The sequence below is a fragment of the Acinetobacter sp. RW6 genome, assembly GCF_041956835.1.
Classification (GTDB): domain Bacteria; phylum Pseudomonadota; class Gammaproteobacteria; order Pseudomonadales; family Moraxellaceae; genus Acinetobacter; species Acinetobacter calcoaceticus.
Window position 1 is genome coordinate 14,005 of record NZ_CP167121.1, and the last position, 18,526, is coordinate 32,530.

The 18,526-nt window shown below is 38.7% G+C and carries 22 protein-coding genes; 8 read left to right on the forward strand and 14 right to left on the reverse strand.

What is annotated here, in order from left to right:
- Positions 1-10 precede the first annotated feature (10 nt).
- The 3 genes from ACB088_RS00070 to ACB088_RS00080 are packed head-to-tail and all read left to right on the forward strand — an operon-like array spanning position 11 to position 3,979.
- On the forward strand, positions 11-1,168 hold the full coding sequence (locus ACB088_RS00070) for an acyl-CoA dehydrogenase family protein (protein WP_375037678.1): 1,158 nt from the start codon (positions 11-13) through the stop codon (positions 1,166-1,168).
- 15 nt (positions 1,169-1,183) lie between these two features.
- Positions 1,184-2,020 carry an enoyl-CoA hydratase/isomerase family protein gene (locus ACB088_RS00075; protein ID WP_375037679.1) on the forward strand — a complete coding sequence of 279 codons (837 nt, stop codon included), beginning with the start codon at positions 1,184-1,186 and terminating at the stop codon, positions 2,018-2,020.
- An 18-nt stretch (positions 2,021-2,038) separates the two neighbouring features.
- Positions 2,039-3,979, forward strand: coding sequence for an acetyl-CoA carboxylase biotin carboxylase subunit (locus ACB088_RS00080; protein WP_375037680.1), 1,941 nt, complete (start codon positions 2,039-2,041; stop codon positions 3,977-3,979).
- A 50-nt stretch (positions 3,980-4,029) separates the two neighbouring features.
- Here ACB088_RS00080 and ACB088_RS00085 read toward each other — a convergent pair whose 3' ends face one another.
- The 9 genes from ACB088_RS00085 to rplM form a co-directional block, all read right to left on the reverse strand.
- Positions 4,030-4,449 carry a roadblock/LC7 domain-containing protein gene (locus ACB088_RS00085; protein ID WP_375037681.1) on the reverse strand — a complete coding sequence of 140 codons (420 nt, stop codon included), beginning with the start codon at positions 4,447-4,449 and terminating at the stop codon, positions 4,030-4,032.
- Positions 4,442-5,002 (reverse strand): ATP/GTP-binding protein, encoded by a 561-nt coding sequence (locus tag ACB088_RS00090; protein WP_375037682.1) that lies wholly within the window; start codon positions 5,000-5,002, stop codon positions 4,442-4,444. Before ACB088_RS00090 ends, ACB088_RS00085 begins: the two co-directional genes overlap by 8 nt.
- 8 nt (positions 5,003-5,010) lie before the next feature.
- On the reverse strand, positions 5,011-5,976 hold the full coding sequence (locus ACB088_RS00095; protein ID WP_375037683.1) for a hypothetical protein: 966 nt from the start codon (positions 5,974-5,976) through the stop codon (positions 5,011-5,013).
- Positions 5,977-6,059: 83 nt separating this feature from the next.
- Positions 6,060-6,419, reverse strand: a complete 360-nt coding sequence (locus tag ACB088_RS00100) for a hypothetical protein (protein WP_005299893.1) — start codon at positions 6,417-6,419, stop codon at positions 6,060-6,062.
- Between the two features lie 340 nt (positions 6,420-6,759).
- Positions 6,760-7,416, reverse strand: coding sequence for a hypothetical protein (locus tag ACB088_RS00105; protein WP_092710858.1), 657 nt, complete (start codon positions 7,414-7,416; stop codon positions 6,760-6,762).
- Between the two features lie 17 nt (positions 7,417-7,433).
- The gene (locus ACB088_RS00110) at positions 7,434-7,865 is read right to left on the reverse strand and encodes a ClpXP protease specificity-enhancing factor (RefSeq protein ID WP_375037684.1); all 432 of its coding nucleotides are present in this window, start codon (positions 7,863-7,865) and stop codon (positions 7,434-7,436) included.
- A 6-nt stretch (positions 7,866-7,871) separates the two neighbouring features.
- Complete coding sequence (locus ACB088_RS00115; RefSeq protein WP_375037685.1) at positions 7,872-8,525, reverse strand: glutathione S-transferase N-terminal domain-containing protein; 654 nt, start codon at positions 8,523-8,525, stop codon at positions 7,872-7,874.
- 174 nt (positions 8,526-8,699) lie between these two features.
- Positions 8,700-9,086 carry a 30S ribosomal protein S9 gene (rpsI, locus tag ACB088_RS00120; RefSeq protein ID WP_002048725.1) on the reverse strand — a complete coding sequence of 129 codons (387 nt, stop codon included), beginning with the start codon at positions 9,084-9,086 and terminating at the stop codon, positions 8,700-8,702.
- 12 nt (positions 9,087-9,098) lie between these two features.
- Entirely contained in the window at positions 9,099-9,527 is a 429-nt protein-coding gene (rplM, locus tag ACB088_RS00125; RefSeq protein ID WP_003656097.1) for a 50S ribosomal protein L13, read from the reverse strand.
- Between the two features lie 221 nt (positions 9,528-9,748).
- On the opposite strand from rplM, the gene ACB088_RS00130 reads away from it, so the two are divergent.
- From ACB088_RS00130 to ACB088_RS00145, 4 genes are read left to right on the forward strand one after another with little or no spacing between them, the layout of a single operon-like run.
- On the forward strand, positions 9,749-10,102 hold the full coding sequence (locus ACB088_RS00130; RefSeq protein WP_375037686.1) for a hypothetical protein: 354 nt from the start codon (positions 9,749-9,751) through the stop codon (positions 10,100-10,102).
- Positions 10,103-10,114: 12 nt separating this feature from the next.
- The gene (gene pdxA / locus ACB088_RS00135; protein WP_375037687.1) at positions 10,115-11,086 is read left to right on the forward strand and encodes a 4-hydroxythreonine-4-phosphate dehydrogenase PdxA; all 972 of its coding nucleotides are present in this window, start codon (positions 10,115-10,117) and stop codon (positions 11,084-11,086) included.
- 23 nt (positions 11,087-11,109) lie between these two features.
- Positions 11,110-11,922: a 16S rRNA (adenine(1518)-N(6)/adenine(1519)-N(6))-dimethyltransferase RsmA gene (gene rsmA / locus ACB088_RS00140; protein WP_005044667.1), complete on the forward strand. Its 813-nt coding sequence runs from the start codon at positions 11,110-11,112 to the stop codon at positions 11,920-11,922.
- On the forward strand, positions 11,923-12,765 hold the full coding sequence (locus ACB088_RS00145; RefSeq protein WP_375037688.1) for a symmetrical bis(5'-nucleosyl)-tetraphosphatase: 843 nt from the start codon (positions 11,923-11,925) through the stop codon (positions 12,763-12,765). It begins immediately after the preceding gene.
- 90 nt (positions 12,766-12,855) lie between these two features.
- Here ACB088_RS00145 and ACB088_RS00150 read toward each other — a convergent pair whose 3' ends face one another.
- From ACB088_RS00150 to hflX, 4 genes are all read right to left on the reverse strand, one after another.
- Positions 12,856-13,299, reverse strand: a complete 444-nt coding sequence (locus ACB088_RS00150) for a DUF2147 domain-containing protein (protein WP_375038744.1) — start codon at positions 13,297-13,299, stop codon at positions 12,856-12,858.
- A gap of 82 nt (positions 13,300-13,381) precedes the next feature.
- Positions 13,382-14,056, reverse strand: coding sequence for an LrgB family protein (locus ACB088_RS00155; RefSeq protein ID WP_198497220.1), 675 nt, complete (start codon positions 14,054-14,056; stop codon positions 13,382-13,384).
- Positions 14,057-14,066: 10 nt separating this feature from the next.
- Complete coding sequence (locus ACB088_RS00160) at positions 14,067-14,438, reverse strand: hypothetical protein (RefSeq protein WP_004638713.1); 372 nt, start codon at positions 14,436-14,438, stop codon at positions 14,067-14,069.
- Positions 14,439-14,471: 33 nt separating this feature from the next.
- Positions 14,472-15,815, reverse strand: a complete 1,344-nt coding sequence (gene hflX / locus ACB088_RS00165) for a ribosome rescue GTPase HflX (RefSeq protein ID WP_375037689.1) — start codon at positions 15,813-15,815, stop codon at positions 14,472-14,474.
- 215 nt (positions 15,816-16,030) lie between these two features.
- Here hflX and ACB088_RS00170 point away from each other — a divergent pair, with 215 nt between their 5' ends.
- The gene (locus ACB088_RS00170; RefSeq protein WP_005043363.1) at positions 16,031-16,840 is read left to right on the forward strand and encodes a 1-acyl-sn-glycerol-3-phosphate acyltransferase; all 810 of its coding nucleotides are present in this window, start codon (positions 16,031-16,033) and stop codon (positions 16,838-16,840) included.
- Here ACB088_RS00170 and ACB088_RS00175 read toward each other — a convergent pair whose 3' ends face one another.
- Positions 16,841-18,466 carry a phosphatidylserine/phosphatidylglycerophosphate/cardiolipin synthase family protein gene (locus ACB088_RS00175; RefSeq protein WP_375037690.1) on the reverse strand — a complete coding sequence of 542 codons (1,626 nt, stop codon included), beginning with the start codon at positions 18,464-18,466 and terminating at the stop codon, positions 16,841-16,843.
- Positions 18,467-18,526: the final 60 nt, after the last annotated feature.

Genomic DNA, 18,526 nt, shown 5'->3' on the forward strand with positions numbered 1-18,526 from the left:
GAAGAATCTAATGAAGTTTACTGCCGAACATGAAGCATTACGCCGTACAGCTCGTCAATTTGTTGAAAATGAGCTAAATCCGAATATTCCGGAATGGGAAGATGCGGGGTGTTTCCCGATTCATGATGTATTTAAAAAGATGGGTGACCTTGGTTTATTAGGAATCTGTAAGCCTGAAGAAAATGGTGGTTTAGCTTTAGATTATTCTTATAACCTTGTGGTTGCCGAGGAAATTGGACGTGCGACTTGTGGCGGGGTACCCTTAGCAATTGGTGTACAAACCGATATGGCAACACCAGCTCTCGCACGTTTTGGTCGTAAAGAATTACGTGATGAGTTTTTAACACCAGCCATTGCTGGGGAATATGTGGCATCGATTGCTGTATCTGAAGTTCATGCTGGTTCTGATGTGGCTGCAATTAAAACTACGGCCAAAAAAGATGGTGATGATTATGTGATTAACGGCAGCAAAATGTGGATTACCAACTCATTACAAGCCGACTTTTTCTGCCTTTTAGCCAACACTTCTGACGATAAACCACACGTCAATAAATCGATGATTATTGTACCCGCAAAAACTAAAGGCATTAGTTTTTCTGAACCGCTCAATAAATTAGGAATGCGCTCAACTACAACAGCACAAGTTTATTTAGATAACGTGCGTGTACCGCAGCGTAATTTAGTCGGTGCAGAAGGCATGGGTTTTATGATGCAGATGATGCAATTTCAGGAAGAGCGCCTGTGGGCATGTGCCAATTCGATTGGAGGATTGGAAACATTAATTCAAAAAACCATTGCCTATACCAAAGAGCGTACGACTTTCGGTCAGCCACTCATCAATAACCAATATATCCATTTCCGCTTTGCTGAACTCATGACTGAAGTGGAAGCTCTCAAAGCTTTAACTTATCAAGCTTGCGAGCAGCATATTGCAGGTGAGGATGTCAGCATGCTGGCTTCAATGGCAAAACTAAAGGCAGGACGTTTAACTCGTGAAGTTGCAGATAGCTGTCTGCAATATTGGGGGGGTAATGGTTTTATGTGGGATAACCCTGCATCTCAGCTTTACCGTGACGGTCGCTTGGGGTCTATTGGCGGTGGAGCCGATGAGATTATGTTGGGGATTATTTGTAAGTTGATGGACATCCTGCCTAAAAAACAGAAATAAAATAAGGAATAAGCCATGACACTTTCCAAATCTCTACAAGCTTTAGATATTGATGACAGCATTCAATTAGAACAAGACGGCAGTATTTTATACCTCTGGTTAAATCGACCAGAGAGCCGTAATGCCATGAATTTGAATATGGTTAATGCGATTCAACAGGTCTTTGCTGCTATTCAAGATGATCTTTCAATTCGTGCGGTCATCATCCGTGGTGAAGGAGGAACTTTCTGCGCAGGTGGTGACATTAAAGACATGGCAGCTTTGCGAGTTGAAGCGAGCAATGTCGGTAGCCTACAACCTTATGCTGATTTTAACCGCCGTTTTGGTGTCATGCTTGAGCAAGTTGAAACCGCCCCGCAGACGGTTGTGGTGATTTTAGAAGGGGCTGTTCTAGGTGGTGGTTTTGGTCTGGCATGTGTTTCCGATGTTGCGATTAGCCGTGACAATGCCCAGTTTGGATTGCCTGAAACTGGGCTAGGAATAATTCCTGCACAAATTGCTCCTTTTGTAGTGAAGCGTATTGGTTTAACTCAGGCTAGACGACTTGCTTTGTTGGGGATGCGTTTTGAAGGACCTACGGCGCTCAGTGTCGGAGTAGTCCATCAGATTGCTCATAATGAATTAGAGCTAGAACAGGAATTACAGGAAACTATTCAGCAAATTAAGCGCGCTGCACCACAAGCTTCACGTATGACGAAAGCACTATTACATCGAACACTCAATGAACCATTAAATCATTTACTTGATGACGCAGCACAGCAGTTTGCTCAAACGGTTGGTGGTGCTGAAGGGCAAGAGGGAACGATGGCTTTTATTCAAAAACGGTTGCCGAATTGGGCCGATGAGCAATAAAAGATAAGGATAAAAATAATGAAATTTTCAAAAGTACTAGTTGCCAATCGTGGTGAAATAGCAGTTCGGGTGATGCAGACAGCAAAGGCAATGGGTTATCAAACTGTGGCGGTCTATTCCGATGCAGACCGTAATGCTCGCCATGTGCAAGAAGCTGATGAAGCAGTTTATATTGGAGCTTCTAAAGTATCTGAATCTTATCTTTCAATTACCAAAATTATAGAAGCTTGCAAAAAAACAGGCGCGGATGCTGTACACCCAGGTTATGGCTTTTTGTCAGAAAATACCGATTTTGCTCAGGCCTGTATCGATAACCAAATTACTTTTATCGGTCCGACAGCCTCTGCAATTGAGTTAATGGGGAGTAAACGACTTTCAAAAATTGCCATGATTGAAGCGGGTGTACCTTGCGTGCCTGGTTACGAGGGAGATCGGCAAGACCTTGAATATTTAGCAATACAGGCAGAACAGATTGGTTTTCCAATTATGGTGAAAGCTTCTGCTGGTGGCGGTGGTCGTGGTATGCGTTTGGTTCAGCAGTCCTCCGAGCTTGTAGAGGCTTTACAAACTGCACGTTCAGAAGCTGAAAATGCATTTGGTTCAGGTGAGCTTATTTTAGAAAAAGCAGTGATTGCGCCGCGCCATGTTGAAATTCAAGTTTTTGGTGATACGCATGGCAATTATGTGTATTTGTTTGAGCGTGATTGTTCGATTCAACGCCGTCACCAAAAGGTGGTAGAAGAAGCACCCTGTCCAGTCATGACAACCGAACTGCGTCAGCAAATGGGAGAGGCCGCTGTTGCTGCTGCCAAAGCATGTACTTACGTAGGCGCGGGAACTGTTGAGTTTTTGCTTGATGCATCGGGTGAATTCTATTTTCTAGAAATGAATACGCGCTTGCAGGTTGAGCATCCAGTCACTGAACTTATTACAGGGCTAGATTTGGTTGAATGGCAATTGCGTGTCGCCAATGGTGAGTATTTACCATTGCAACAACATGAATTGTCCATCAAGGGCCATGCAATTGAAGTCCGTTTGTATGCTGAAGATCCACGTCAAGATTTCTTGCCGCAAACAGGTCAAGTTTTACGTTGGAAGCCCATAATTTTGCCAAATGTACGAATTGATCATGGCATGTTAGCAACAGATGAAGTTAGCCCTTTCTACGACCCGATGGTGGCTAAAGTGATTGCATACGGTAAAACTCGAGAGGATGCGATTCGTCTGCTGGCTCGTGCTGTAGATGATTGTGTTTTGCTGGGCGTGAACAGCAATAAACAGTTCTTGGTTAATTTATTACGTCATCCGATCGTTGTCGCTGGTGATACGAATACCGCATTCATTCAACAGCATTTTCAAGATGACGACAGCTTACACTCTCAGGTTTTATCTTTAGAAACCTTGGCTATTGCCGCGGCATTATTTAGCCAAAGTAAAGGTACTGCGGTGTGGCAAACTGGACTTGGTGTTCCATTACCCTTAAAACTAAAATATGACGATCAGCAAATCCAGTTACAGGTTTCATCTGTAAATAACACATTTACAGTACAGCTCTGTGATCAAACTTTTTGTATTGAAGTCATTGAAAAGACAGATGAGCAGCTAACGTATTTTGTTGATGGTATACGCCGCCGTGTTCAATATGTTTCAGACGGCGATCAGCTTTATTTAGATCGAGACAATGGCAATGTTGCGATTCGCAATGTGACTTACGCTGCTCCAGAAACGGCCAATGTTGCGGGAGATGGTAAAATTCGTGCACCTATGGATGGTGCTGTGATCAATATCTTGGTCAATAAGGGCGATCAAGTCGTGAAAGGGCAAACCTTACTGGTACTTGAAGCTATGAAGATCCAGCAACAGATTAGATCTGATGTCGATGGAGTAGTCGAAGATATTTTAGGACAGCAAGGGCAACAAGTAAAAAAACGGCAAATGCTATTTAGTATTCAAATTTAATAAAAATACCGCTCTATATGAGCGGTATTTTTTTAGTGGAGAATTATGATCTATTCTCCATCTGCCTCAGCAATGATCTGGCTTGCTTTTTTCAAGCTATACAGTAGTTGTCCCAAAAGAACCTCTTTATTACTTAAGGTGACCATGACCATTGGGTGATGAACAGCAGGAATAGCTGTCAAAATGGCTTTGCCATTATCTGCGTCTAGCGTAATGTTATTACAACCTGTGAGTTTAATCTCTTTTAAAAATGCAGTGACCATTGCCAAAATTGAGCTACTCACCGCTGCTAACTTTGTGGTGTTATGGTAGTTTTTATGGCTCACTGTTGCTAATTCAAAACCATCTGAAGAGCAAATCATCACGAAATCTACGCCACGTGTATTCATCAAAATATTGTGAGCTTCACTTTTTGCGAGTTGTAGCAATTGCGTTGGTGCTGTTCGTTTTTGAGTTGGAATACTAAGCATGATTATTCCCCTGTGATGTTGCCCCGACCTTAACTTCAAGTGATGCAATTAATGACTCAACCATCATTAAAATGTGTTCTTGCTCTCGTGCATCAATGAAGAATAAGGGATAAGGTAGTTCATTTGCTTTTATCCAATTACGATATTGCTGAAGAGAGGATTCTTTATTTTCATCAATATGAGTAATACCAATCACAATATTATCATTATAATTTTTAAAGGTTTTTAAGTAGTCATTTAGTTCGTCAATTGAATTCGGACTATTATGATCTAATAATAAAATAATACCGATTGCACCTTCACAAATGACCGACCAGATAAAATCAAAACGGCTTTGCCCAGGTGTTCCATATAATCCAATTTTGATTCCATCATCTAGAGTAATTTCACCATAATCAATACCTACAGTGGTCTGGGTTTTCTGGTGACTTTGTACATCAGTATTGAATGCTTCTGTTTCCAGAATTGGAATCTCAGACAACGATTTAATCGCTTCTGTTTTTCCAGCCCCCATGCTGCCTGCAAAGACAATTTTATATTGCTGTATAATCATAATGTTCCCTAAAGACCAAAGCGGCGTCTAATCTTCCCTATAAAATTTTTTAAAAAATGATTGTCTATATTTGAATTTTCTAAATGAGAGCTTGGTGCGTAAGAGCATTTATTCGCAGAAACAAATCTTCCGTTATTTGCCATTATACAAGCCGTAACGAAGCGTAAGACATCGTCGATTGATAAGTTGAGTTGTTTAGCAACATCAATAATTTTTGCACCCTGTATAAAACATGCGGAGAGTTGTAGACTCACTTTTCTATATTCTTTTTGGTAGGGCTGTGGCCAATAATCGATTTTGAAGTAACCATCAACTGAAGCTAAATTTTCAAAGTCTTTTGAACACCAAATTAGGTTCCATAACCAGTCTTGTAAGTAATAACTTTTTTTACGAGAAACCTTAGTAAAATCCGATGTTTTAGCAAAAGCAAAGTTAAAGCTCATATTAGTATGTGCTTTTTGACGAGAGGGTTCTATCCAAGCAATTTGAGCTCTATTATCAATAATAGCTAGAGTGCCTTTATCATCAAATAAATGTAATTTAGTATTTTCTGGACTATGTAAATTTCTTATAAATTGCTCATCAATAATGAGGAGCTCAGTAGATAAATCTGGAACTATCGCAACATTATTTTGATTTAAAAATGATAATAGATTTTTTTGTAGCCACTCTAATAAAGGTTCTACTTTTTCTAGTGGCAGATATAGAGTATGTTCATAAACTTGATATCCATTTTTTGAAGGAGTTTTACTAATTTTTAAATAAGGAAACTTTTTCTTTTGAAGAACATTTTGAATATTGTCAGAGTCAAAAAAATTTTCGTTAATTAATAATAGATCAATATGATTGCTTGAAATATTAACCCAATTAATACCGTATTGATTAGATATAAAATTTCTGATTAGTATTTTTAATTCATCTGAAACTTTTGAACTTAAACCAGAAGTTGCAATATTTATGCAATGCCTATCCATAGTATCACATTAAATTTTATTGAATAAGATAGAGGTTTTAATGTGCTTTTTATAATAAATATAAAAAGCACATCTTAGATTAATTAGCTAAAGTCTAGCTCTTTTTCAAATGACTTTAACTCATGACGAGCCATAGCTAAATTCGATTTAGCACGATCAAGCACTAAGTAAAGGAACAAATTATTATTACTTTCTAGAGGTCGAATTAAGTGGTAAGCCTTACCTAAGGTAATTAAAATATCTTCAATATTATCATTTAATTTCAATGCATTGGCGATATTCCGCTTTGCGCGAACTACTTCCGTGTTTCCAGCAGCAGCCAATTCTAAATCAATTTCCCCACCACCTTGTGTTGCAAGTGATAAACCGCTTTCTGAATCAACAAGTGCAGAAGCAATAAAACCATCAATTTCAGTTAAGCTATCTAAAGAAAGTTTAGCCATGTTTTTATCTCTCAGGATTCTAAAATTATATTTACTACTTTTTCCTAAAAGTAGTTGAAATTCATTATATTTCTGAACGATTTTAAGTCAATCAATCAAATAAAGTGTGATGTTTTAGTTTTAGGCAATAAGTGACGGAAAATGTCAGATTATAAAAAATATTATAAGATTGCTTTTACATTATACTTTTAATACTGTGCTGCGGTTTACATTATATATTTTAAAATTTAGATAAAACAATTGTAATAGAATATTAATACAATATTGATTAATAAAATATGTTGGTTTTAATCAAAAAAAAGGGGAATAACAAATTCCCCTTTTTATAACAATGATCAAACTAAACGAGCTGTGTATAAATACAATAGAGGTAGCCCAAAATTGCTAAAGCAACGACAGGGGCAATAATCTTTGACCATGTCGGTACAGAAATTTCGACAGCTTGTTCTTCAATATGCAAGTCATCATGATGAGGTTGGGCTTGGTGAACCATTTGGTTGAACTCCTTCATTGTTGTATCCAATGATAGCTCTTCTTGTTCCACAGGTTTAGAACCAATTAATTCATTTAGGTGGTTTGTTGACCAAACCCAATCTTCTGCCTGACCTGATAAGTGTTCGACTTGACCTAAAATTAATTCTTTTAAGCCATTATGTCCAAAACCACCTGTTTCATCGAGCTGGTTAAGTTCTGCCAATTGCAAAGTTAAAATTTCAGAAATACTCTGTTCTAGTTCTGCATTTTTTAAAGTTGACTGGTTATGCTTAGAAGTTGTTAAATGTCGAGCAACTTCTTGAATATAAAGTGGATCTGCCGATTTTATTTCATGATAAATCTTATTGTCATCTTGGCGCCATAAACTAATCAGTTTTCCAAGCGTAAGAATATTCACCTCATCAATCAGTTTATTTTTTTCATTAACTGGATATTGATTTAAAAGCTGAGGCTTTTGAATTTTTATCTGCTCAGCAAAGTATTGGACTAAATCAAATGCCATGCTTTCTTCCTCTAAATTTAATCTAAAATTCTTAACGTCGGTTTTTTCTTGATCGATGTTGTTTCAGCTTCTTGTACTTCTGGCTCTGCTATATTTTCTACAGGCGCTACATTGGCATATTCTTCAGGATCAAAGAATAAACCTTGCCCATTCTCACGTGCATAAATACCTAAAACTGCTTGAATAGGTACATAAATGTCTTTCGATGCCCCCCCGAAACGGGCAGAAAAAGTAATGGCTTCATTGGCAATAAGAAATTGATGAACAGCATGAGGCACGATATTTAAAACGATTTGCCCATCTTTAACAAATTGCTGTGGAACATCGGTATGTGGCTGTGTCGCATCCACTAATAGATAAGGAGTAAGCTGGTTGTCGCAAATCCATTCATAGATTGCACGAGCAAGATAAGGACGTGTAGGGGTTAAATCAATAGGTTGCTCAGACATATCACACTATTCCATATTTAATAGTTCATTGTAACGGTTTTTCTCTTGAGCCGTCATTGATTTAGCAAAAGAAGGCCTCTCAAAGATACGTTTACAATACAAAAGTATCGGTCGGCAGTGCTGTTTCGGTAAATCGATTCCCATGCTATTTAGCCTTAAGAAAATAGGGGCAAGCATACAGTCCAAGATGGTGAAATTTTCAGACATAAAATAAGGAAAATGCTGAAATAGGGGAGTAAGTGAAATTAAAGTTTCACGTAATTCTTTTTGAGCTTTTTGCTTTTGTTCGACATTTAAAGAATCAGCATGCTTTAACATCTGATCTGCTAATTTGAACCAGTCGTTTTCAAGTCTCCATATATATTGACGCTGCTCTGCACGCATCATTGGCGCATCTGCGTAAAGCTTACCTTGGCGATAACGATCATCTAAATATTCAGCAATAATAGGCGCTGCAAATAATTTAAGATTTTGCTCGACCAACATCGGCAATTGGTTATAAGGATTTAAACTTGCTAAATCTTCGTCTTCATGGTCAGTTACGATCAATTGATATTTGATTTGCTTTTCTGCTAATAAGAAACGAATCCAGTGAGAACGGAAATCATCAGCATGACTGTAAAGGGTAATCCCCTGAATAGAGGTGTTTTCGACCGACATATCACAAGACGACGTGGTTGAGTGAATCGATTAGGATACTAAAAATGCTCTAGGAAATCACGGTTCTAACGAGATAGTTTGTTTATATTTATAAGTTTGCATTTTATTGTTCTATTTTTATAATAAAAAAGCCTTGGAAAAATCCAAGGCTTTTTGTCCAACTCGATAAACGAATTAACGTTTAGAGAATTGAGGACGCTTACGAGCTTTACGTAAACCAAGTTTCTTACGTTCAACTTCACGAGCATCACGAGTAACGAAACCAGCTTGACGAAGAACAGGTTTTAAAGTTTCGTCAGCAGCGATAAGCGCACGAGTAATACCGTGACGGATCGCGCCAGCTTGACCGCCAATACCACCACCTTTAACAGTGATGTAAAGGTCAAACTTTTCAGTAACTTCTAAAAGTTCTAAAGGTTGACGAACAACCATACGAGCAGTTTCACGACCGAAATATTGCTCTAAAGTACGGTTGTTAATAACGAGTTTGCCTGTACCAGCTGACAAGAAAACACGTGCAGTTGCGGTCTTACGGCGACCTGTACCATAATTAGTAGCCATGTGCTGTATCCCTTAGATGTCCAAAACTTGTGGCTGTTGAGCAGCATGCGGATGCTCAGTACCAGCGTACACTTTCATTTTTTTGATCATTGCATAACCAAGAGGACCTTTTGGTAACATGCCTTTAACTGCTTTTTCAAGAACAGCTTCAGGCTTGTGAGCAATTAACTTCTCGAAGTTAGTCTCACGGATACCACCAGGGAAACCAGTATGGCGATAATATTTCTTATCAAGTGCTTTTTTACCAGTCACTTGAACTTGTTCAGCATTAATCACAACGATGTAATCGCCAGTGTCAACGTGAGGAGTATAAGAAGTTTTGTGCTTACCGCGTAAACGACGAGCGATTTCAGTCGCAAGGCGACCTAAAGTTTTGCCAGAAGCATCAACAACATACCAGTCATGTTGAACTTCAGCTGGCTTAGCGCTGAGAGTTTTCATTAAACCACTACCTATTATAGTTGGTTTGGACTATGGAATCTGTCCAAACAAAAGGAGCCGAAATTCTAAACGAGATTACCTAAAATCACAAGAATAATTTGATGTAAGTTTCCTTGATCAATAAGTGGTTTATATTTTTAATTGAGGGATTTAATTTAAAATGAAAAACTACATTTTGTGATGTGCTATGTTGATACTGACCTGAATAAAAGGGGGAGGACGTGTCCAAAATCATACAATTTTTTATGGGGTGGATGGCAATATTAGTTTGCTTGCATCTTATTCTTCTTAATGGATTTTGTCTTTATTATGGTTTTAGTGGTTTGGTTGGTGTGGCTTTGATCAGTCTTTATATGCATGCCACGCCGTTACCTTACATATTATATCTATTGGGTGGAATAGGATTTTGCTTTATTGCGCAAGAAAATTTTGTGCGAATCAATTGGCTTTTGGGCAAATGGTTAATGATCGTGGGATTATTGAGTTTGATAGCCATAATCGTATCTGAAATTGCTCATAGTTTTGGTTGGTTAGAGGCTAGATTTAGTCTTAATCATCGAATCCATAATATATAAATTGAGTTGAATATGAGTCTTCCTTTATATGTCACTTCCGGTGAGCCGGCTGGTATTGGTCCAGATATTTGCTTGAGCTTGGCTAAGCGAGTTGATGAACGACCACTTGTTATTTTGGGTGACCGAAATTTATTAGAACAACGTGCCCAGAAACTCGGGATAGATATTCAATTTCTAGAATATACGGGACAAGCTGAATCGTCGTCTTCAGGTGAACTTTATATAGAGCATGTACCTTTAGAAACGGCGGTTGTTGATGGGCAATTAAACTCAGCTAATGCAGCTTATGTATTAGAACAATTACGCCGTTCAGCTGATTATGCGATGTCTGGTAAAAGTGTTGGGGTCGCCACTGCTCCTGTGCAAAAGTCGGTCATTAACGAAGCAGGTATTTTGTTTAGTGGACACACTGAATACTATCAAGAATTTGCAGGTGTAGAGCGTGTCGTTATGATGCTTGCGACCAAGACTTTACGTGTTGCCTTGGCTACTACACATTTGCCCTTAAGAGATGTTGCCGATGCAATTACCAAAGAGCGTCTCCATCAAGTCATTGATATTTTATTACATGATTTAAAAACTAAATTTAAGATTATGGATCCGCGTGTACTTGTTTGCGGATTAAATCCTCACGCGGGTGAGGATGGGTATTTGGGACGTGAAGAGATTGATACCATTAATCCAGTACTCGAAAGTTATCGGGAGCAAGGGATTAAAATGAGTCTAAGCTTGCCTGCGGACACCTTATTTACCCCTGAGCACCTTAAAAATGCTGACGCTGTACTTGCCATGTACCATGATCAAGGTCTACCTGTGTTAAAATCACAAGGGTTTGGTGAGGCCATCAATATTACATTGGGTTTGCCATTCATCCGAACTTCGGTCGATCATGGCACGGCATTGTCTTTGGCCGGGACCGGTTTGGCAAAAAGCTCAAGTTTAAATGTCGCTGTCGATTTAGCTTTATCTTTGGCAGCGAGCTAAATTTTTCATGTTGGAAATGTTCTATGTATCAAATTAATGCCCTAAACCCGAAAGATGAAGGGCATAAAGCTCGTAAACGTTTTGGTCAAAACTTCTTACATGATCAGCGAGTCATTGCCAAAATCGTGCGCTCGGTAAATCCGCGTCCAGGTGAAAATGTTGTCGAAATTGGACCTGGTTTGGCCGCATTAACATCTCCTTTAATTGGGGAATGTGATGCATTAACAGTTGTTGAACTAGATCGTGATTTAGCAGCAGGCTTACCAGAACGCGTTCCACATCCTGAACGTTTAACGATTATAGAAGCTGATGCATTAAAATATGATTTTAGTGAACTGGTAAAAGATGGTCGACCACTACGTGTGGTTGGTAATTTACCTTATAACATTTCAACCCCATTACTTTTTCATCTCTTGGAATTTGGCAGTAAAGTGAAAGACATGCACTTTATGCTCCAAAAAGAGGTGGTTGACCGTATTACTGCCGAACCAAACACAAAAGAATATGGTCGCTTGTCGGTAATGATTCAGTATTATTGCCAACCAACGTTTTTATTTGAAGTGCCAGCTGGCGCATTTAATCCACCACCTAAAGTAACGAGTGCTGTTTTCCGCCTTGTTCCCTATGAACAAAAGCCAATTATTGCAAAAGATGAAAAAGCTTTAGCTCGCTTGGTTGGTCATGTATTTACCCAACGTCGTAAAACCCTAAGAAATAGTCTTAAAGGTATGATCGCTGAAGATGGCTTTGAAAAAGCAGGCGTCGATCCGATGGCTCGTCCGGAAACTTTAACACTGACTCAATTTGTTGCTTTAGCCGATCAAATGGTGGGATAAATGACTAAACGTTTTAATTATGTGATTGGCGATGTACAAGGGTGTTTTGAAGCTCTGAAAGCCTTACTTAAAGAAATACGTTTTGATCCAGACCAAGATTTTTTATGGTTTGCTGGTGATTTGGTCGCTCGTGGCGAAAACTCAGTGGGTGCCTTACGTTTTGTTAAAAAACTTGCTGACCGTGGCGCTGCCGCAACTGTACTCGGGAATCATGACCTGACTTTAATTGCGGGTGCACGTGGTTTAAAAGAGATTAAAGAAAAAGATCGCACGCAGGATGTTATTGATGCAATTGATGGCGATGAATTAATCGACTGGTTGCGTAAACAACCTTTATGTTTATTCCCAAACGAGCACACAATTCTTACGCATGCGGGCATACCTTGCATTTGGGATGTACAAAAAACTGCAACGCTAGCAAAAGAGGTTGAAGCAGTACTCTCACATCAAGATTTATCTGTATTGGATGCTTTTTTAGCAGAAATGTATGGTTCAAAACCCGATTTGTGGGAAGATGATCTAACAGGTTCAGCACGTTTACGTTGTATTACCAATTATCTGACACGCATGCGTTTAACCAACGCAGAAGGAGCTTTAGAGTTTAGTTTTAAAGATGCTCTAGATGCGCCAATGCCAGAAGGCTATTTACCTTGGTTCGAATTTCCAAGTAAAGCTGCTCAGACTCATCAGATTATTTTTGGTCATTGGGCTGCACTTGAAGGTAGAAGCATCAATGAGCAAATCCAGAATATTGATGGCGGTTGTGTCTGGGGCCGAAAATTAATGGCTTATCGCCTTGAAGACAAAGAAATCTTTGCTGTCGATAATCCTGAGCGAATATAGGAAAAGCAATGCTTTTCATGAGCGCAAGATGAGGGTTGTACCCGAGTAAAAATAAAAAAGCCGCATAAGCGGCTTTTTTATTTTTAACTTTTATTCTACGCGTAACCAAATTTGATTACGCCCTAAAGCAGAAACCCCAAGATATCCGCGCATATGGAGACGTTTACCAGTTGCGCTAAGCTTTGCTTTAAGTCCGTAAACTTTGCCGGTATTCGGATCTAAAATTTTACCGCCAGTATAATTAAATCCATCTGTTTGTTTTAAGCCCGTTGCAATATCTAGACCTAAAATTGGTTTATTGGTATATGGCGCAGGGCAATTATCACAAATCTCTTTAGGGGTATAACCCGGGCGCGGTGTGAGTTTAGTAATTTTTCCAGCATAAGTCCCATTTGCTTCTTTTCGTATTTCTACGTGTGCTTTGGGCGCACCAGTCTTATCATCAATTGTTTGCCAAAGACCTGTAATGTCTGCTGCAAATGTAGCAGTATTGATCCCCAATAAGAGCAAAGCTCCAATAAAAATTTTCCCCATCATTAAAAATCCTTTTAACATTGAAAGGTCATCTTATTGCGAATTTATATACCGTTCAATGTTTATTTAATAGGCTTATTGATTATGGTGTTCCGAGTGACAACATTAATGTAGGTAGCCAAATCGCAGTAAATACGCCATTCAAAGCCATACCAAATGCAGCGTAGCGACCCGCAACTGGTCCGCGCTGCCAAGCTTGAGCTGTTCCTATGGCATGAGCAGCTAACCCTAAGGCTAAACCGGAAGCACGCTCATCATGAATATGCTTGAGTAAAAATGGTGAAAAAGCCGCTCCAATAACCCCAGATAAAATAACAATAAGGGTCACCAGCGTTTCAGGAGCATGCAATAACGTTGCGATATTTAGGGCAATTGGGGTAGTTACTGCACGGGTTGCAAATGCAAGAATAGTAGGTTCCGACATATGTAACAAATAAGCGAGGCCCATAGGGAGGGCAACGGCGCTAATACTTGCAAAAAGTAAAATACCAATGACCGATTTAATTGGAAGGTCATCGTAACGCATTGCAGCTAAGGGAATTGCTAAGGCTACAGTCACATATCCCAATAAATGGCTAAATAACTCATTCACATAAAGACGATATTGTTCATAAGGGACTTGTAAAACTGAAAGTAAGGCAATGACAATGAACATGCCGAAAACTAAAAGTGGAACTTGCGGAAAACGTCGGTTTAAAGGTTTTGCACACAGATAACCAATGAGTGTGATTAAAAAACCATAGAAAATCGTAAACATTTTATTCTCCTTATAACCAACGTTTTGCCATTTTTGCATAGACCCACAAAGGTATAAGGGTGCTGACTACTAAAACAAAAAGGAATAGTGGAATTTCTTTACCCATATGCACCAACATAATTAAGGAGCCTGCACAAACGGGTAAAAAAGCAAATCCACTTTCTTTCATAATTTTATTATTTGTATCAACTATCCGGAGAGGGATTTTTTTGAACTTTCTCCAGATAATCAAAATAGTGAGTAAGCTGATTAAGCCAACGAGATTCCCCAATTCTGGATGACCAAAAGCACGCATGACGATGACAGAGCCTTCACGAAAACCAATAATGAGTAGTAAAGTTGCTACCCATGCTGTCCAGTCTATACTTTTGATCTTATCCATATTTTTTATCTCTAAAAGTTTACTTATCAAGTTTTAACTGATCTGACCCTTGATTTCAAACTCCTCCAAGGGACGGCTAAATTGACTAGCACGTTCTCCTAAGATTTCTTCTAAGGGTAGTTTTGCTTGGCGAATAAGCTTTTCTAACTTATGTGGGGCAATGTGTACATCAATATGCAATAAGCCCGCATCATCATAGTGTTCAGACTGAATCACATTTAAAGCATAAAGTTGGGTGCGCAATTTGCCATAAGCAGGTTTAAGAATCAGTGAAAAATGTTGAATTTGACCCATTAAACATTCTTGCACTGCTTGTTGAAGTAAGTCTAGCCCAAGGCCAGCATGAGCCGAAACATAAACTCGATCTGGTACATGCGGTTCGGCATAAATGATTTTGGCTTCTTCACCACTTAAGTCAATTTTGTTGTATACCCGAAGTACAGGAGCATCTGCGCCAATCTCTTTTAATACACCTTCAACTGCTTCAATTTGATCAAGCATGTCATGGCTATTACTGTCAATAACATGCAGTAATAGGGTGGCTTCAAGTGTTTCTTCAAGTGTTGCTTTGAATGATTCAACTAAATCATGTTGTAAGTTTCGTACAAAGCCTACCGTATCTGCTAACACGACTGTGCCGATACCATCCCATTCTAAACGACGTAATGTCGGATCGAGTGTTGCAAATAGTTGGTCGGCTGCGTAGACATCACTTTTCGCTAAAATATTAAATAGAGTTGATTTGCCCGCATTGGTATAACCAACTAGCGACACAGTGGGAATGGCTGCCTTTTGTCTTGCAGCACGCCCTTGTATACGGGTTTGATGTACTTTTTCTAATTTATCTTTTAATTGGGCAATACGAACGCGAATGAGGCGACGGTCTGTTTCTAGTTGTGTTTCACCAGGGCCACGTAAGCCAATACCACCTTTTTGTTGTTCAAAGTCTGCTGACCAACCGCGAATAAGACGCGTAGATAAATGTTTAAGCTGAGCAAGTTCGACTTGTAATTTACCTTCATGCGTACGAGCACGTAGCGCAAAAATATCTAAAATTAATCCTGTACGATCAATGACTCGGCATTTTAATATTCTTTCTAAATTTCGTTCTTGAGCGGGTGATAAAGCATGGTCAAAAATCACCAGACTTGCTTCTAATTCCTGAACTCGCTCTGCAATTTCTTCGACTTTTCCTGAACCAATAAAAAATTTAGGATTGGGTTTATTTCGCTGAACCTTAATATGTTCAAGGATATCTGCACCAGCAGACTGTGCAAGTAGAGCAAACTCTTCGGCATCCAGATCATCTAATAATTGTACAGAAACACTCACTAAAATTGTGCGTTCACCGCCTTGATGCCGATCAACATATTCCACGTGGCTATAAATCCTGAAAATGGGAAAACTTTATTCTAGATGAAACTTAAGCAAAAGGGGAAAGCGTTTGTTCTTATCCTTTAGATTAGTTAAATGTAGTTAGAGATGTCTGAATTTATTTTATTTCCAGTTCTCTATCATCAATGCAAGTTTATTCTGAAACGTATAGAATGCTCGAGATGGGTATAACAATGATTGATCGTTAGTGAAATTTTATGGCTCAAACGCAAAGTATAGTTAATTCAACGTTAAAGAAATTATCAAAAATAGGTTTATACGGAAAAAAAGTCACTTCTGCCACGGCTGCAATTAGTGAAGGTTTTTATTTAGTTTATCGACATGGCCTTTATAAAGATCCTAATAATCCGGTCAATACACGCTATGTCCAATATTTTTGCCGCCGTTTATGTCAGGTTTTTAACTTAGATGTAGAAGTACACGGAACAATTCCTCGAGAACCTGCTCTTTGGGTAAGTAATCATATTTCCTGGCTAGATGTTGCTGTTTTAGGTTCAGGTGCTCGAGTTTTCTTCCTTGCTAAAGCTGAAATTGAAAATTGGCCCATTTTCGGGAATTTAGCTAAAGGTGGTGGAACTTTATTTATTAAGCGTGGGTCTGGGGATTCCGTTAGAATCCGTGAGCAAATTACTGAATTTTTAAAACAAAATATTCCTGTACTATTTTTCCCTGAAGCGACTACCACCGATGGGCATTCTGTTAAGAAAGTACATGGTCGTTTACTTGGGGCTGCTATTGAGGCTCAACGTCCAGTACAGGTATGTTTAATTTGTTATGTAAACCGTTATGGACAATTAGATACAGTTGCTCCATTCATTGGTGAGATGTCTTTTGCAGAACATATTCAACGCGTACTTGAAATGCCGAAAGTAACAGCTCATTTGTTAACTTTGCCACCAATTTCTGTGGAAGGGCATGATGTGAAAAGTTTAACAAATGAAGTTCAAGAAAAAATGGTAGAAGGTTTGGCTCAACTACATCAAAAAGTACTTAAGCCAAAAAATTAATTACATGAATCCTTCAAGTGGCAGCCATGAAAGAAACCTCATGCCTGCTTTTTGCCACCATTTCATTTCTGGTTCCTGTTTATAAATTAAGGGACCATGTGAAGTCTCTTGCTGCCAATAAATATGATTATTAGCGTCAAGCTTTAGCTTATAAGCATATTTATTTAAGTTTTCGTCCATCGTATGGTGAATTGTCTTAGCCAATGATGGACTATCCAAAATTACGCCAATTTCAGTATTCAAATAAGCTGAGCGTGGATCAAAATTAAAAGAGCCAATAAAAACCTGCTCATCTAAAGCCATCAGTTTAGTATGCAAGCTTGAGCGGCTTAATCCCTTCATATTCACTTTTGCTTTAGTTGCTAGCTCATCTGTATTTTTATTTAAATCTCTTTTATCTGGTGTCGGTAAAAATTCATAAAGTTGTACGCCGTTTTTAAGCAGTTCTTTACGGTACTTTCCATAAAAGGCATGAACGACAGCAACGTCATTCGCTTTAAACGAGTTAGTTAAAACTCGGACCTCAACGCCTTCTTTAGCAAGAGTACTTAAAATCTTGGCGCCTTGCTTTTCTGGAATAAAATAAGCTGAAATCAAATCCACATTACTTTCCGGTTTTTCCAGATGGTTAATTAACTGGAAATTCAGGTGCTCTTCTTTTTTAGCCTTTGATTTAATTTTATCCGGTGAGTCTTTTACGACTTCGGCTTTGACCCAGTCGAATTGAATATTGCGATTTAACCATTCATCAAATGCATGTGATTTTGCAGTTAAGTTTAGAAAGTTTTGAACTGTTGCTTGTTGGTAGTGAGCTTCGAGTTGCTCTTTTAATCCTTCATAACGTAGACGATGTTGCTCTGGGCTTACGATACTTTGAACTGAATATGCATATTCATGATTCCAGTAGTCATCAAACGAATTCACAATGTCATCAACAGCAGCACCAACTAACATTACATCGACATCAGAGAATTGATAACTATCACTTACATTGTAATATTGATTTGTCATGTTTCGTCCGCCAATAAGAGCAACTTCATTGTCGGCAATAAAACTTTTATTATGCATACGACGATTGATACGTTTTAAATCAAGAACCATATCCATCGCGCGATATTTACGAAAACGGTAGGGGTTAAAAAGCTTAACTTCAATATTTTTATGCTGAGAAAGGGCAAGCAAAATCCCTTCTATTTTTTTTGCATTATTATCATCAATAAGAAGTCGGACTTTTACCCCACGATCAGCTGCCCGAATAATCGCGTGTAACGCTAAAGCACCAACTTTGTCATTGTCCCAAATGTAATATTGTAAATCTAATGTCTTTTCGGCTTTATCAATTAATCTTAGGCGGGCTGCTAGAGCCTCCAACGGATCATTTAATACGTGAAAACCCGTTAGTTTTGGGTTTTGCTGACGTAAGGGAGTAATCAGTTTGGCAAGTGAGGTCTCAGAGGTATCAATATCTTTTGCATATTGTACTGACTCAACACCATGTTTTGGCAGAGTATTACATCCTGTCAAACCCACAGCAAAACTAGAACATAGGACTATAGAGGCTTTTATCAAAAAGCCTTTAGCTTGTTGATTCGTTTGAAGCTGTTTGGAATGAATGGATTGTGCCATAATCAGTACATACGATAACGTGAGCTAGAGTATAATTCGTGCATATTGAAAGATAAATAT